General features: G+C 75.2%; 11 protein-coding genes and 1 pseudogene. 6 read left to right on the top strand and 6 right to left on the bottom strand.

Annotated features, from left to right (window positions below):
• Positions 1-122: 122 nt before the first annotated feature.
• The 3 genes from OG956_RS03070 to OG956_RS03080 are packed head-to-tail and all read left to right on the top strand — an operon-like array spanning position 123 to position 2,010.
• Positions 123-1,145, top strand: coding sequence for an iron-containing redox enzyme family protein (locus OG956_RS03070; protein ID WP_330336364.1), 1,023 nt, complete (start codon positions 123-125; stop codon positions 1,143-1,145).
• Entirely contained in the window at positions 1,146-1,820 is a 675-nt protein-coding gene (locus tag OG956_RS03075) for a HemK2/MTQ2 family protein methyltransferase (RefSeq protein WP_330336365.1), read from the top strand. It abuts the gene before it with no gap.
• Entirely contained in the window at positions 1,801-2,010 is a 210-nt protein-coding gene (locus OG956_RS03080; protein ID WP_330336366.1) for a CDGSH iron-sulfur domain-containing protein, read from the top strand. The genes OG956_RS03075 and OG956_RS03080 overlap by 20 nt, the downstream gene beginning before the upstream one ends.
• Before the next feature lie 239 nt (positions 2,011-2,249).
• Here OG956_RS03080 and OG956_RS03085 read toward each other — a convergent pair whose 3' ends face one another.
• The gene (locus OG956_RS03085) at positions 2,250-2,684 is read right to left on the bottom strand and encodes a subtilase-type protease inhibitor (RefSeq protein ID WP_330336367.1); all 435 of its coding nucleotides are present in this window, start codon (positions 2,682-2,684) and stop codon (positions 2,250-2,252) included.
• 455 nt (positions 2,685-3,139) lie between these two features.
• Between OG956_RS03085 and OG956_RS03090 the strand changes: the two genes are divergently transcribed.
• Positions 3,140-4,309 carry a lactate 2-monooxygenase gene (locus tag OG956_RS03090; protein WP_330336368.1) on the top strand — a complete coding sequence of 390 codons (1,170 nt, stop codon included), beginning with the start codon at positions 3,140-3,142 and terminating at the stop codon, positions 4,307-4,309.
• A gap of 851 nt (positions 4,310-5,160) precedes the next feature.
• On the opposite strand, the gene OG956_RS03095 is transcribed toward OG956_RS03090, so the two are convergent.
• The 4 genes and pseudogenes from OG956_RS03095 to OG956_RS03110 all read right to left on the bottom strand — a co-directional run.
• Positions 5,161-6,939, bottom strand: a complete 1,779-nt coding sequence (locus tag OG956_RS03095) for an RICIN domain-containing protein (RefSeq protein ID WP_330336369.1) — start codon at positions 6,937-6,939, stop codon at positions 5,161-5,163.
• Between the two features lie 541 nt (positions 6,940-7,480).
• Entirely contained in the window at positions 7,481-7,858 is a 378-nt protein-coding gene (locus tag OG956_RS03100) for a toxin Doc (RefSeq protein ID WP_330336370.1), read from the bottom strand.
• Positions 7,859-7,861: 3 nt separating this feature from the next.
• Positions 7,862-8,101, bottom strand: a complete 240-nt coding sequence (locus OG956_RS03105; RefSeq protein ID WP_330336371.1) for a hypothetical protein — start codon at positions 8,099-8,101, stop codon at positions 7,862-7,864.
• A gap of 144 nt (positions 8,102-8,245) precedes the next feature.
• A pseudogene (locus OG956_RS03110) lies at positions 8,246-8,596 on the bottom strand (DUF4982 domain-containing protein); the annotation flags it as partial.
• 430 nt (positions 8,597-9,026) lie between these two features.
• Between OG956_RS03110 and OG956_RS03115 the strand changes: the two are divergent.
• Positions 9,027-11,408, top strand: a complete 2,382-nt coding sequence (locus OG956_RS03115) for a SpoIIE family protein phosphatase (RefSeq protein WP_330336372.1) — start codon at positions 9,027-9,029, stop codon at positions 11,406-11,408.
• A 49-nt stretch (positions 11,409-11,457) separates the two neighbouring features.
• Here OG956_RS03115 and OG956_RS03120 read toward each other — a convergent pair whose 3' ends face one another.
• Positions 11,458-12,006, bottom strand: coding sequence for an RNA polymerase sigma factor (locus OG956_RS03120; protein ID WP_330336373.1), 549 nt, complete (start codon positions 12,004-12,006; stop codon positions 11,458-11,460).
• A 45-nt stretch (positions 12,007-12,051) separates the two neighbouring features.
• Here OG956_RS03120 and OG956_RS03125 point away from each other — a divergent pair, with 45 nt between their 5' ends.
• A complete protein-coding gene (locus OG956_RS03125; protein WP_330336374.1) occupies positions 12,052-13,443 on the top strand; it encodes a serine/threonine-protein kinase in 1,392 nt (463 codons plus the stop codon).
• The last annotated feature ends 53 nt before the right edge of the window (positions 13,444-13,496 follow it).

The raw sequence follows: 13,496 nt of genomic DNA on the forward strand, positions 1-13,496 counted from the left end.
GTCCGGCCGGGGAGTCAGCCGCGCCTGCCGCACGCAGGGACGGCCGAGCCCTCCCCGAGCCGCCCCCGAGGCCCCTGACGCCCACCTGTGCCCCGACGGGGCCGCGCGGGTACCCGGACCCCATGAACAGCCACGCACGCGGCCCCCGGCTGCCCACGCCCCGAGGCCCCCTGTCCGCCGCCGTCACCGCGTATCTGCGCGGGACCGGCCCCCTCCCCCGCCCCGCCGAGGCCGAGGCGGCGGACCCCTACGGCGACGATCCTCAGCTCGCCCTGTACCTCTGCTACGAGCTGCACTACCGCGGCTTCGCCGGGGTCGACCCGGCGCTGGAGTGGGATCCTGAGCTGCTGCGGGTCCGGGCCGCCCTGGAGCGCCGATTCCTGTCCGCGCTGCGGAGCGACACACCCGGGCACGACAGCCTCGACGACGCGCTCGGCGCGCTGCTGGTCGAACCGGTCGACGGCAGCGGGGTCACCCATTTCCTGTCCGCCGAGGGCGAGCTGTGGCAGCTGCGCGAGTACGCGGCGCAGCGCTCCCTGTACCACCTGAAGGAGGCCGACCCGCACGCCTGGGTGCTGCCCCGGCTGTGGGGCCGGGCGAAGGCGGCGATGGCGGCGGTGGAGTACGACGAGTTCGGCGGCGGCCGGGCCGAGCGCGTGCACGCGCGCCTGTTCGCGGCGCTGATGGCGGACCTGGGCCTGGACACCGCCTACGGCCGCTACCTGGACGCGGCGCCCGCCGAGATGCTGGCCGTCGTCAACCTCATGTCCCTGCTCGGCCTGCACCGCGAGCTGCGCGGCGCCCTGGTGGGCCATTTCGCCGAGGTGGAGATCACCTCCTCGCCAGGTTCCCGCCGGCTCGCCGAGGCGATGCGCCGCACCGGCGCCGGGCCGGCCGCGGAGTTCTTCTACGACGAGCATGTCGAGGCGGACGCGGTCCACGAGCAGGTCGTACGCCACGAGGTGATCGGCGGGCTGCTCGCCGAGGAGCCGGAACTGGCGGCGGACGTGGCGTTCGGGATCGACGCGACCGAGTTCCTGGAGGGCCGGCTGGCGCGGCGGCTGCTCGCCGACTGGCGCGCCGGGCGCTCGTCCCTGCGCACCCCGCTCCCCCCGCTCACGCGGGAAACCTCCCATACATCCTGAATGCCGGGGTACTCGCGCCGCGTGATCGCTTTGATCCTTCCGGGCGTGTACGCCCCCCAGGAGGACACCGAGCTGCTGACCGAGGCCCTCCGCGCGGAGGCCCCGGCGCCCGGCAGCCAGGTCCTGGACGTCGGCGCCGGCAGCGGCGCGCTGGCGCTGGAGGCCGCACGGCACGGCGCCGAGGTGACCGCGGTGGACGTGTCCCGGCGCGCGGTGTGGACGGTGCGGGCGAACGCCTGGCTGTCCCGGCTGCCGGTGCGCATCCGGCGCGGAAACCTCTTCGGGCCGGTCCGGGGCCGCACGTTCGACCTCATCCTCGCCAACCCGCCGTACGTGCCCGCACCCGACGCCCGGCACGGGCCGCGCGGCCGGTCCCGGGCCTGGGACGCGGGCCGGGACGGGCGGCTGCTGCTGGACCGGATCTGCCGGGACGCGCCCGCGCTGCTGCGCCCGGGAGGCGTGCTGCTGATCGTGCACTCCGCGCTCAGCGACCCCGACCGCACCCTGCAGCTGCTGCGTGACGCGGGCCTGAAGGCCGCGGTGGAACGGCGCCGGTGGATCCCCTTCGGTCCCGTGCTGCGCTCGCGGGAGGACTGGCTGCGCCGGCGCGGCCTGCTGGAACCTGCCGCGCGAACGGAGGAGTTGGTGGTCGTCCGTGCCGAACGAACGTACTGAACATGCCAGCCGGATCAGTCTCCGGCGGCAGGGCCCGCTCCTGGTCGAGGGGCCGGTGGAGGTCGAGCTGGAAGACGGCACCACGGTGTCCTCGGACCGTTTCCGGGTCGCGCTGTGCACCTGTGGGCGCAGTCGCCGCTATCCGTGGTGCGACACCAGTCACCGGCGCAGAACCAGGAACGGCGCTTGAAATCGGTTGTTCACCAGCCCGTTTCACGAGCCGGTTGTTTCACGCCGCTCCCCGGGACAAGGCCCCCCACGGGCCCGCCCGGGGAGCGGCTGTGTGCCCGGAGGCCGGCGGGCGGCCCCACTCCGCCCGTCGGCTCCGGTGCGAGATCGCAGGTTCCCCGCTCCAGGGGCCGCACTCCCCGGTTGCGGACCTGTTCCGGCGTGTGCGGGGTCCGTGCGATCCCGGTCCTGGACGACTCCCTAGAAGTTGAAGACGCCGCCGCCCACGGAGTCGCGCACGCAGGCGTTGCCGAAGGTGCGCTCGTACGAGACGCGTTTGCCCTGCCAGACGCCCTGGACGGTGACGACGACCGGGTCGTACAGCTTGGTGCACCACACGTCGCCGGCCGGCTTCAGGGCGTTCAGGTCGCCGCCGGCGCCGTTCAGTTCGGCGCAGGCCTGGGCCGCGGCCAGGTGGGTGCCGGAGGGCGTGGGGGCGCAGCTCAGGGTGACGGCGCGCTCCGGGGTGGCCGTGGCCGCGTCGCTGCCGTGGCCGGTGGTGAGGACCAGCGCCGAGGGGGCGTAGAGCGACGACGGGGCGGCGCCCGGTGCAGCGACGGCGGCCCCGGTCAGGGGTCCGCAAACGGCGGCGGCCGTGAGGCCGAGGGCCGCTGCCCAGCGCGCGGTGTTCCGCATTGTGTGCATCCTTCCGCTCGGATCGATGAGTGCCGGCTCCGAACCGGTGGGCGCCGGAGCGGCGAGCGCCACTCTGCCGAGTCCGCCGCCGAAACTCACATCGAACCCATGGGTTTCAGTAACATTGCGTGTTGAATCAGTGGCGTGAAGTCACGGAAATCGAGCGCGTCGACCCCGGAACTGAGCGGGACTTGATCGCGGAAAGCGGTCACATGGCCGAAAATCACCGGCCCGTTAATCGGCCTGAAACATTCCGGGTTCACTTCCGCTGAAACCTTTCACGATGCCTCCACGACTCCTGGCGTTCATGAACGTCCACAAAGACGCCACCCGGACTCCATGGGGGACCGGGGCGGCTCCGCGGGGATGCGGCACGAGGCGCGGGGCGGAGCCGCGCCTACCGGCGGGTATCGTCGGCGCGGCGCAGGCCCGACGAGGAGAGGCGGGACGTACGGATGGCGAAGCACTGGGCCGATTTCCAGTACGAGATCTATCTGAACGGGATGACGGGTGCCGTGCCGCGGCTGCCCACCGATCCGTCCCGGCTGGAGGAACTGGCCGAACACCGGCTCGGTCCGGGCCCGGTGGGCTATGTGGCGGGAAGCGCGGGCGACGGCAGCACCGCCCGTGCCAACCGGGCGGCGCTCGCCCGCCGCCGGATCGTGCCGCGCATGCTGCGTGACGTGTCCGAGCGCGATCTGTCGGTCGAGGTGCTCGGCAGGGCGCTGCCGGCGCCGCTGGCCCTGGCGCCTGTCGGCGTGCTGTCGATCATGCATCCGGACGCCGAGTCCGCCGCCGCCCGGGCCGCCGCGGCGCAGGGCGTGCCGTTCATCCTGTCGTCGGCGTCGAGCACGCCGATGGAGCAGGTGGCGGAGGCGATGGGCGACGCCGAGCGGTGGTTCCAGCTGTACTGGGGCAAGGACCGCGAGGTGACGCGGAGTTTCCTGGGCCGGGCGAAGGCCGCCGGGTTCTCGGTGCTCGTGGTCACCCTGGACACCCCGCTGCTGGCGTGGCGGCCGCGCGACCTGGACCAGGCGTATCTGCCGTTCCTGCACGGGGTGGGCACCGCCAACTACTTCACCGACCCGGCGTTCCGGGCCGGGCTCGCCAAGCCCGTGCACGAGGACCCGAACGCGGCGGTGCTGCACTTCCTCGGCCTCTTCGGCGACCCCGGACACACCTGGCCGGACCTGGCGTTCCTGCGCGAGCACTGGGACGGCCCGATCGTGCTCAAGGGCGTCCTGCACCCGGACGACGCCCGGCTCGCCGCCGACGCCGGGGTGGACGGCGTGGTCGTCTCCAACCACGGCGGCCGGCAGGTGGCGGGCTCGATCGCCGCAGCCGACGCGCTGCCCCGGGTCGCCGACGCGGTCGGCGACCGGCTGACGGTGCTGTTCGACAGCGGGGTACGCACCGGCGACGACGCGTTCAAGGCACTGGCCCTCGGCGCACAGGCGGTGCTCCTCGGCCGCCCGTACGTCTACGGGCTCGGGCTGGACGGCCAGGCCGGCGTGGAGCACGTCGTCCGCTGCGTGCTGGCGGAGCTGGACCTGACACTGGCTCTGTCCGGCCACACGGGCCCGGGAACAGTGTCCCGGGCGGACTTGACGGAGGACCCGAACTGACCGGTTCCGGCGGGCTCTTGGCCGAGTGCCGGGTGGTCCGCCGATGGGCCGACCGAGTGCCGCTGACCGCTCCGCGGGTGCCGGTGAGCGCTCCGAGGGTGCCGGTGAGCGCTCCACTGGGTGCGGGTGAGCGCTCTACGCGGTGCCGGTGAGCGCTCGGCCCGGTGGGGGCGGGTGCGCGGGGGCCGGTGACCGCTCCGCCGGGTGCCGGTGAGCGCTCGGCCCGGTGGGGGCCGGTGCGCGGGGTGCCGGTGAGCACTCCACGGCCCTCGACGGGGCACGGACGGGCCGCCCCACGAGGGCAACCGAGTGCTCCTCCGGGCGCGGCCGAGCGCTCCGGCAGGCTCCCCACCGGGTGTGGCCGGGGGCTCCGCGCAAGACGGGCGGACGCTTCGGCAGGCGCCCACGGAGCGCCGCTGGAGGCTCCACGCGGTGCCGGCGGGCGCTCCACAGCCCTCCGCAGGACGCGAGCGGATAGGCCCACGAGTACGGCTGGCCCTCCACCGGACGCGCCCGGACGCTCCGAGAGGCTTTCCACCGACTGCCGCCGAGAGCTCCGCGCAAGACGGGCGGACGCTTCGGCAGGCACCCACGGAGCGCCGCTGGAGGCTCCACGCGGTGCCGGCGGGCGCTCCACAGCCCTCCGCAGGACGCGGGCGGACGAGCCCACGAGTACGGCCGGCCCTCTACCGGTCGTGCGCGGCCCCTCGACCGGACACGCCCGGACGCTCCGAGAGGCTCTCCACCGACTGCCGCCGAGGGCTCCGCGCGGTGCGGGCGGGCGCTCCAGCCGAGTGCCTGGTGAGCGCTCCGCCGGGTGCCGCCCGCTCCGCAGGGGGCCGCGGCGGCCGTCAGGCGTCTCCTGCGGCCTCGTGGCCGGTCGCTGTCACGCCGCGGTGGGCCCACGCCTGATACGGCCTCGCGCTCTTGCGGGGCGCCTGTGTGCCGGCGATCGACAGGGAGCCCGGGGTCGCCGACGGTGCGTCGGGCAGCCAGCGCTGGTCGGCGGAGCCGTCGCGCACCTTGACGACGAGGTCGGCGCCCGCGGTGTCGGCGGACGTGGCCAGCGCGAGGGTCTTGTCCCAGCGGGGCAGCAACTCGCCCTGGGCCGTGGGGTCGTAGCGCACGTCGCCGGCCCGCCGAGAGCCGGCGCCGGCGCAGGTGCCGACGATCACCACGCCGGCGTCGGCGTGCGAGTCCAGGCAGAGCCCCGAGTCCGCCGCGCTGCGCAGGCGCCCGTCGGGCTCGTACGTCCACTGCTGGGTGGACGCGGTCGAGCAGACGGCGAGGACCGCCTCCGCCCCGGCCTTCGGGGTGCCCTTGATGTCCAGGCACAGGTCGGCGCCGGCGTTGCGCAGCCGGGTGGGGCGGCCGGCGGCGGGCAGCGCCGCGGTGCCGGGCGCGGTGGCGGTCGCGGGCGGGGACTGCCCGGCCGCGGTGCCGGGAGCGGCGCTGGTGGAGGCGACCGGACCGGTGCCGTCGCCGCCGTCCGGCCACACGCTGATCACCAGGACGGTGGCCAGCAGTCCGGCCGAGGCCACGCCGACGCCGGTGAGCAGCGTCCTGGACGACCAGCCGGCACCGGTGAGCAGCGTCCTCGACGACCAGCCGGCACCGGGCGGTCCGGGGTCGCCGCCGTGTCGCCGGCCGCGGGACAACGGGCCCCTCGGGCCGGGTTCGGCGCGCCGGCGGGTGCCGGGCAGGGCGGCGGCGCGGGCGAGCAGGCCGGGCTTGCCGCCACCGCGCCGGCGTCCGCCGGACCGCCGGGAGCCGCCGCGGCTGCGGGCGGCGCCGGGCCGGCGGCCGGGGCGTGAGTCGAGGTAGCGGCGGGCGCCCCAGCCGAGGACGGCCTCGGCGAGCAGCACACCGGGCGCGGCGTCGGCGTGGCCGAGTTGCTCGGCGGCGTGCCGGCAGTAGGCGCAGCCGGAGAGATGCTCCTGGACGTCGGGCAGCAGGGCGCCGCCGCGGCGGATCGGGACGTCCAGCAGGCGGTTGAAGTAGCGGCATTCCTTGCCCGGCGCGAGTTCCCGGTGAGCGCGTACCAGGCCCTCCCGGAATTTCTCCCGCGCCTGTTCCAGGGCGGCCGCCGCGCTCTCGACGTCCAGGCCGAGGAGCGCGGCGGGAACGGTTATCGGCTCGGCCTCGACCTCGATGTGCCACAGCAGCGCCTGTTCCAGACGGGGAAGGGCGTGGAACGAGTGGTCGGAGAGCACGCGGTTTTCCGGTATCAGGGTCTTCGCCGCGCGCATGCCGCGGCCCCCGGCGGGTTTCCCGAGTCCGGGCAGTACGGCGGTGATCCGGTCGGTGCCGGACCAGTTGACGACCGTGTCCCGGACCGCGACGAGCAGCCGGGGCCGCAGCGCGTCGGCTCCCTCGCCGAGCGCGAGCCGCCCGAGGACCTGGTGGAAGGCGGTGGCGGTGACCATGTGCGCGAGCGGCCCGGTCAGGGCGAGGCAGACGACCGCGTAGTCGTGCGCGGGCTGCCAGTGCCGGGCCATCAGCAGGGCGGTGGACCGGGAGGCCTCCGCGTCGGAACCGGCCCGCAGCGGACCGGCGAGGGACTCGTCGGACTCCCCGGGGTCGCCGCCGGGCGGCGGATAGGGAGGACGAGGGGGGTGGGGGGTGGGCACTGAGCGGATTCCTTTGGTGCGACGTGCGTTGATGCGTATCTCTGCGACGCGCGGGGAGGAAAATGGGCCGGCGCCCCTGCCGGTGACGTTCCGCAACTGCCGGAAGAATCCCGGACTTTACCCCCCGCACGGTCCTTTCAACCCTTGCACAACTTCCACACGAGCAACAAGGCGCACGTCGGCCTCGCCGGTTTTGAAGGAACGTCAGAAAGCGGGCCGCCGCCCGCCGCTGTGCAGGGGCTTTCGGCGTTGTCATGCGCCCCGTGTGAAGCGCGCGCCCGCGGCGGCGGGCACACGCACGCTTCCGGGTGGTGCGGCCCGGTAGTGGACTGGGGCCCGGCCTCCTCGGAAAGGCCCCGCGCGCGGTGGAGGTCCCCGGCTCGAGCGAGGAACGAGAGCCGGGGCAGGCTCTCCGCGCGCACGCGGCTGCCGGCCCTGTTCCTCCCGCCCTCGGCCGGCGGCCCGCCCCGCCCTGCTCCGGCCGGCGGCTCCGGCGGCTTCCCCCGCCGGCCGGAGCGGGACGGGCGCCGCGCGCGCCGGCTCAGATCTGCCAGGAGCGCAGCCGGTCGGCGGCGCCGTACACGTCGGTCTTGCCGGACATCAGATCGCGGGTGAGGTCGACCAGAGCGCCGTACGGCGGGTCGATGCCGACGCCGCTGACGAACATGTAGGCCACGGCGGTCGCGCAGGCGAAGCGGGCGTTGGCGGCGGGCAGCGGCTTGAGCACGGCGAGGGTGTGCAGCAGGGCGGCGGCCCGCCAGGCGGGGTCGGAGTCCACGCCCAGCCGCGGTGGATCCACGCGGTGCCGGGCGACGGCGGCGACCAGCGCGGAGAAGTCGTCGACCGCGGGCTGGTCGGGCAGGACCTCCTCGTGGCGCTGGAGCAGCCAGGGGACGTCGATGTGGATGACGGAGGGCATGCGTCAGGCGGCCTCGTCCTTCGCGGGGGGCTCGTCGTCGGGGAAGGCCGCGGCGAACTCCTCGGCGTGGGCGGCGAAGAACTGGCGGAAGGCCGCGGCGCCCTCCTGCAGGGCCCGGTGCCGGGCTATGTCCGCGGCCGCGGCCTCGCGCACGAGGGCCTTCATCGACGTACCGCGCTCCTTGGCGATCTGCCGCAGGTCCTCGAGTTCCCGGTCGCTGAACTCCACGTTGAGAGCTGGCATGCCCCTCACGGTACCGCGCGGGTACTCACCCGTAAATACCGCCAGGTCAGATGCCCTTTCAACCGGTACCTGCGGGCGCCGAGAGCCAGGTCCGATTCCCGCCGGTCGCCGGGCGCGCGACGCAGGAGACTCGGCGGTACGGCAGGGACCGGCGACGAGCATGGCGGCGGGCAGGGTGTCCGGGCGTCCGGAGTACCGCGCGTCCGCGTGCGGGTGGTCCACGGGCCCCGGATGCTCGGGCCGGAACACGGGCCGGGGTGCGGGCGGCGTCGCGCACCGGTGGACGCTCGGCGTCGGGCACCACGGTGCCGTGCGCGTCGACGATCTCGGCGGTGACGAAGACGAGCGAACGGCCGTCGGCGGGGAGGGATGTACGGTCGGCGGTGAGGCGTACGGCGTGCGCGGGGCCGGCCGTACGCAGGACGTCGGCGGCGACGGCTTCCCGTCCCGCCGGGCCACCGCCTTCAGCTCCCCGGGCTCGAAGGGCGCCTTCCAGCGCCGGAGTCCGCGGACGCCTCGGCGGCGTCGGCGGCCGGGGCGGCGGTGATGTTCGGCAGCGCTCCGGCCGCAGGGGGCGCGGTGGCGGCGGCGAGACCGATCGGCGCGTGACCGTCATGGCGGCTCTCTCTCGCCAGGGCCCAGAAGTGCTCGTAACTGATCGTGAACCAACAGATTCTGACGGGCTGCCACACGCGGTCGTCAAGGGTCCGGAACGCCGTGACCGCTCCGGCGGGCACATCGTCCGGATCTCCCCCTTGACCGTGTTCGACCGGCCGGTCAGGCGCACGCCGGCCGAGGCGCCCGGGAGCGCCGGAAGCGGGCCGGGCGGGCGCAGGACGAGGTTCGCAGCAGTCCCCGAAGCACTACGCTGGAACACGAGAGGTGCCACCTGTTCACTGTGAGTGTGCGCTTGGGAGCGGCGACGATGAGCCGGGGCTATCCGTTCGACGACGCGGCGACGGCCCGGGCTGTCATCGACGAGGACGGAACGCTGGTCGAGTGGAACGAAGGCGCCACACGCCTGCTCGGCCACCCGGCGGACACCGTGCTGGGCCGCCCCGCCGCCCGGCTCCTGGCCGGTGAGGACACCCCGGCCCCGCCCACCGGCCGGCGCTGGCAGGGCACGGTCGGACTGCGCCACCGCGACGGCCGTACGGTCCCGGTCTGGCTGCTCGCCCACCGCCGGCCGGCGCCCGACGGACAGGGCGGCAACTGGCTCGTGGTCACCCCGCTCACCGGCGCGCGGCCGCCCGCGGACGACGATCCGCTCGCCGAGGCGGGCCTGATCCAGTCGCCGTGCGCGGTCGCCGTGTACGACGCCGAGCTGCGGCTGCGCCGGATGAACGACGCGATGGCCGAGGTGGTCGGCCTGCCCGAGGAGCGCCTGCGCGGGCTGCGGCTCGCGGAGATCGGCGGCGAGCCGCAGAGCGACGAACTGGAGCAGGGCATGCTCCAGGTGCTGGCCACCGGCAGCCCGCTGGACATCCAGACCCGCATGCACACCGCCGGCGACAACCGCGCGCATGCCTGGCTCGCCCGGATGACCCCGGTCCGGGACGCCCAGGGGCGGGTGCGCGGGGTGGCCGTGGCCGCGCACGACGTCACCGACAGCCTCCGGGCCCGGCAGCGGCTGCAGCTGGTGAACGAGGCGAGCGTGCGCGTCGGCAGCACGCTGGACGTGACCCGTACGGCGCAGGAGCTGGCGGAGGTGTGCGTGCCCGCCCTCGCCGACTTCGTCACCATCGACCTGCTGGACCCGCAGGACCACGGCGGCGAGCCCCCGGCCCGCCTCAGGGCGCCGGTCACCCTGCGCCGGGCCGCCCACCACTCGGTCCTGGACGGGGTGCCGGAGGCGGTGGTGAAGCCCGGGCAGACCGAGGAGTACCCGGCCGGCTCGCCCCAGGCCGACGCGCTGACCGCAGGGCACCCGATCCTCGCCTCGGTGGCCGCGGGCGACATGGAGCCCTGGCTCACCTGGAACGACGTACGGGCCGAGCAGGTGCGCCGGTTCGGCATCCACTCCTCGATGTCGGTTCCCATCCTGGCCCGCGGGCTCACCCTCGGAGTCGCGGTGCTCACCCGCCACCGCCGTCCCGACTCCTTCACCGTGGACGACCGGATGCTCGCCGAGGAGATCACCACCCGGGCCGCCGTGTGCATCGACAACGCCCGCCGCTACTCCCGGGAACGGGAGACCGCGCTCGCCCTCCAGCGCAGCCTGCTGCCCCGCACACTCCCCCGCACGGTCGCCCTGGAGGCCTCCTCCCGCTATCTTCCGGCCGCGCGGGCCGGGGTGGGCGGCGACTGGTTCGACGTGATCCCGCTGTCCGGGATGCGGGTCGCGATGGTCGTCGGGGACGTCGTCGGGCACGGCGTCGAGGCGTCGGCCACGATGGGCCGGCTGCGGACGGCCGTCCGCACCCTCGCCGACATCGACCTCGCCCCGGACGAACTGCTCACGCACCTGGACGACCTGGTGGTCCGCCTCTCGGAGGAGTCGGGCATGGACGCGGGCCCCGGCGAGGTCGGCGCGACCTGCCTGTACGCCGTCTACGACCCGGTGTCACGGCGCTGCACCGTGGCCCGCGCCGGGCATCCGCCGCCCGTGGTGCTGCGGCCGGGCGGCGCGCCCCAGGCGCTCGACGTGCCCGCCGGTCCCCCGCTGGGCCTCGGCGGACTGCCCTTCGAGTCCACCGAGGTGGAGCTGCCCGAGGGCACCGTCCTCGCGCTGTACACGGACGGGCTGGTGTGGGCCCGGGACCGGGACCCGGAGACCGGCCGGGAGATGCTGTACGACGCGCTCGGCACCGCGGCGGACTCCCTGGACCAGACCTGCGACCGCGTCCTGGGCGCCCTGCTGCCGGCGGGCGGCTCCGTGGACGACGTGGCACTGCTGCTCGCCCGCACCCAGGGGGTGCCCGCCGCGCAGGTGGCCACCTGGGACATCCCGGCCGACCCGGCGCTGGTCGCGCCGATCCGCAAGCAGGTCGTGCAGCAGCTGGACGGCTGGGGGCTGAGCGAGGCCGCGTTCACGGCGGAGCTGGTGGTCAGCGAACTGGTCACCAACGCCATCCGGTACGGCTCGCACCCCATCCGGCTGCGGCTGATCCACGACGCGGCCACGCTGATCTGCGAGGTGTCCGACACCAGTCACACCGCCCCGCATCTGCGCCGCGCCAAGGTCTTCGACGAGGGCGGCCGCGGGCTGCTCCTGGTCGCCCAGCTCACCCAGCGCTGGGGCAGCCGGCACACCACCGAGGGCAAGACGATCTGGGCCGAGCTGCCGCTGTTCGAGGCGGAACGGTAGGGGCGGCGGCGCGGCTCCAGGAGGGCCGGGCCCGGCGGTCCCGGACCGCTCAGCCGCCCGTCAGCCAGGGGCGTACCTGCTTGCGGGCCTCGTGCAGGCGGGACTTCAGGGTGCCGAGGGGGATGCCGACGCGTTCGGCGACCTCGGCGTAGTCCAGCTGGCAGATGTCCCGGTAGACCAGCGGCGCGACCAGGTGCGGATGGGTGCGCTCCAGCCGGTCCAGCGCCTCCAGCAGGTCCACCCGGGAGCCCGCGATGACGCTGGTGGTGCGCGGGTCGACGGCGTACGAGGGCTCGATGGCGGCCGGCTGCTCGGCGGCCCGCCGCTTCAGCTCGCGGTACTTCTGCCGGCAGCAGTTGGCGACCACCGTGTACAGCCAGGTGCTGAAGCGGCTGCGTCCCTCGAAGCGGGCGATGTGCCGGGCCACCTGGAGCAGCACGTCCTGCGCGGCCTCCTCGGCGTCCTCGCGGCACGGCAGGAAGCGCCCGCAGCGGCGCACCACCTCGGGCCGGATGTCGGTGAGCAGCCGGTCCAGGGCCGCGCTGTCGCCGGCGGCGGCCCGCCGGGCGAGGTCTTCCGTCGGCGCCTGGTCCAGCACCCGGGTCCCCCTTCGAGTCGATCTCAGGCCAGGCATGATAGTCCCATGCACTCCCCAGGGCGGATCGGCCGCTACCGCCTCGAACGGCCGCTGGGCACCGGCGCCTTCGCCACGGTGTGGCTCGCCCACGACGACGAGCTCCAGGCGCCGGTCGCGGTGAAGGTCCTCGCCGACAACTGGGCGCACCGGCTCGACATCCGGGACCGCTTCCTGTCCGAGGCCCGGCTGCTGCGCCGGGCCGGCTCCAGCCGCGTGGTACAGGTCTACGACATCGGTGAACTTCCCGACGGCAGGCCGTACTTCGTGATGGAGTACGCGGCCGGCGGCACCCTCGCCGACCTGCTGGCCGGCGGCCCGCTGCCGGTGGGGCACGCGCTGGCGCTGACGGCGGAGGCCGCGCGGGCCGCCGCCGCGCTGCACGAGGCGGGGATCGTGCACCGGGACATCAAGCCGACCAACGTGCTGCTGCACACCGCCCCGGACGGCACCCGGCGCGTGCTGCTCGCCGACCTGGGGCTCGCCAAGAGCCTCGCGCAGGCCTCGGTGCTCACCCTGGCCGCGGGCTCGGCGGGCTATCAGCCGCCGGAGCAGGCCGAGCCGGGCGAGGGCATCGACGAGCGGGCCGACGTCTACAGCCTGGGCGCGGTGGGCTACGAGCTGGTCACCGGGAGCGTGCCGGGACCGCCCGGCAGGGTCGTACCGCCGCGGCGGCTGCGGCCGGACCTCGGTGAGGCCGTGGAGCGGGCGCTGCTGCGGGCGCTGGAGCCGGACCGGGCGCGCCGCTGGCCGGGCGCGCAGGCGTTCGCGGACGAGCTGGACCGGCTGGCCGCGGGGGCGCCGGCGCTCCGGCCCTCCCGGCGGCTGGACGGTGTGCGCGGCCGGCTGAACGCGCTGACGCTGTCGCTGGCCGCGGTCACCGCCGCGGTGGTGGCCGCGGCGGTGGTGACCGTCCTGATCCGCCCCGGCGGCGCCCCGGTCCGGGTGCGGGTGACGGACTCGACCGGGCGGGTGGCGGTCGAGGTGCCGGCGGGTTTCGGCCGCGAGGTGCGCGACTCGGGCTGGGACCCGGGGGCGCTGGGGCTCGCCAAGGGCCACGAACCGGGCCTGGTGGTCGCCGACGACCTGAGCCGGTGGCCCGATCTGGGCGCGGCGGTGGACGGCGTGTTCGTCGGCCTGAGTGAGCACGGCGACGTCACCGCGCGGGTGAAGGCCCTCACCCACACCGGCTGCCGCTACTCCGGCAGCCGTACCTTCTCCGACGCCGCATGGCACGGCATGGTGCGGGCCTGGAGCGGCTGCCCGGACGGCGGCTCGGTCACCGAGTCCGCGCTGGGCCCGGCGGACGGCGCCGCGCGGCCGCAGGTGTACGTGCAGGTGCGCCAGCGGGGCGACGGCGACGCGACCGAGGGCATACTCCGTTCGTTGAGCGTGTCCTGACGGGCGGCTGCGGAGGGCCGCGGCGGGGAAGGGAATCCCTGTGTGTGCCGAAC

It is taken from the genome of Streptomyces sp. NBC_00557 (genome assembly GCF_036345995.1).
In the GTDB taxonomy this organism is placed as follows: Bacteria; Actinomycetota; Actinomycetes; order Streptomycetales; family Streptomycetaceae; genus Streptomyces.

Bases quoted from the DNA above. Each gene is read 5' to 3' on its own strand.
- OG956_RS03070 (WP_330336364.1), top strand. From the start codon at position 123: ATGAACAGCCACGCACGCGGCCCCCGGCTGCCCACGCCCCGAGGCCCC.
- OG956_RS03075 (WP_330336365.1), top strand. From the start codon at position 1,146: ATGCCGGGGTACTCGCGCCGCGTGATCGCTTTGATCCTTCCGGGCGTG.
- OG956_RS03085 (WP_330336367.1), bottom strand. From the start codon at position 2,684: ATGCGGAACACCGCGCGCTGGGCAGCGGCCCTCGGCCTCACGGCCGCC.
- OG956_RS03090 (WP_330336368.1), top strand. From the start codon at position 3,140: ATGGCGAAGCACTGGGCCGATTTCCAGTACGAGATCTATCTGAACGGG.
- OG956_RS03100 (WP_330336370.1), bottom strand. From the start codon at position 7,858: ATGCCCTCCGTCATCCACATCGACGTCCCCTGGCTGCTCCAGCGCCAC.
- OG956_RS03105 (WP_330336371.1), bottom strand. From the start codon at position 8,101: ATGCCAGCTCTCAACGTGGAGTTCAGCGACCGGGAACTCGAGGACCTG.
- OG956_RS03115 (WP_330336372.1), top strand. From the start codon at position 9,027: ATGAGCCGGGGCTATCCGTTCGACGACGCGGCGACGGCCCGGGCTGTC.
- OG956_RS03125 (WP_330336374.1), top strand. From the start codon at position 12,052: ATGCACTCCCCAGGGCGGATCGGCCGCTACCGCCTCGAACGGCCGCTG.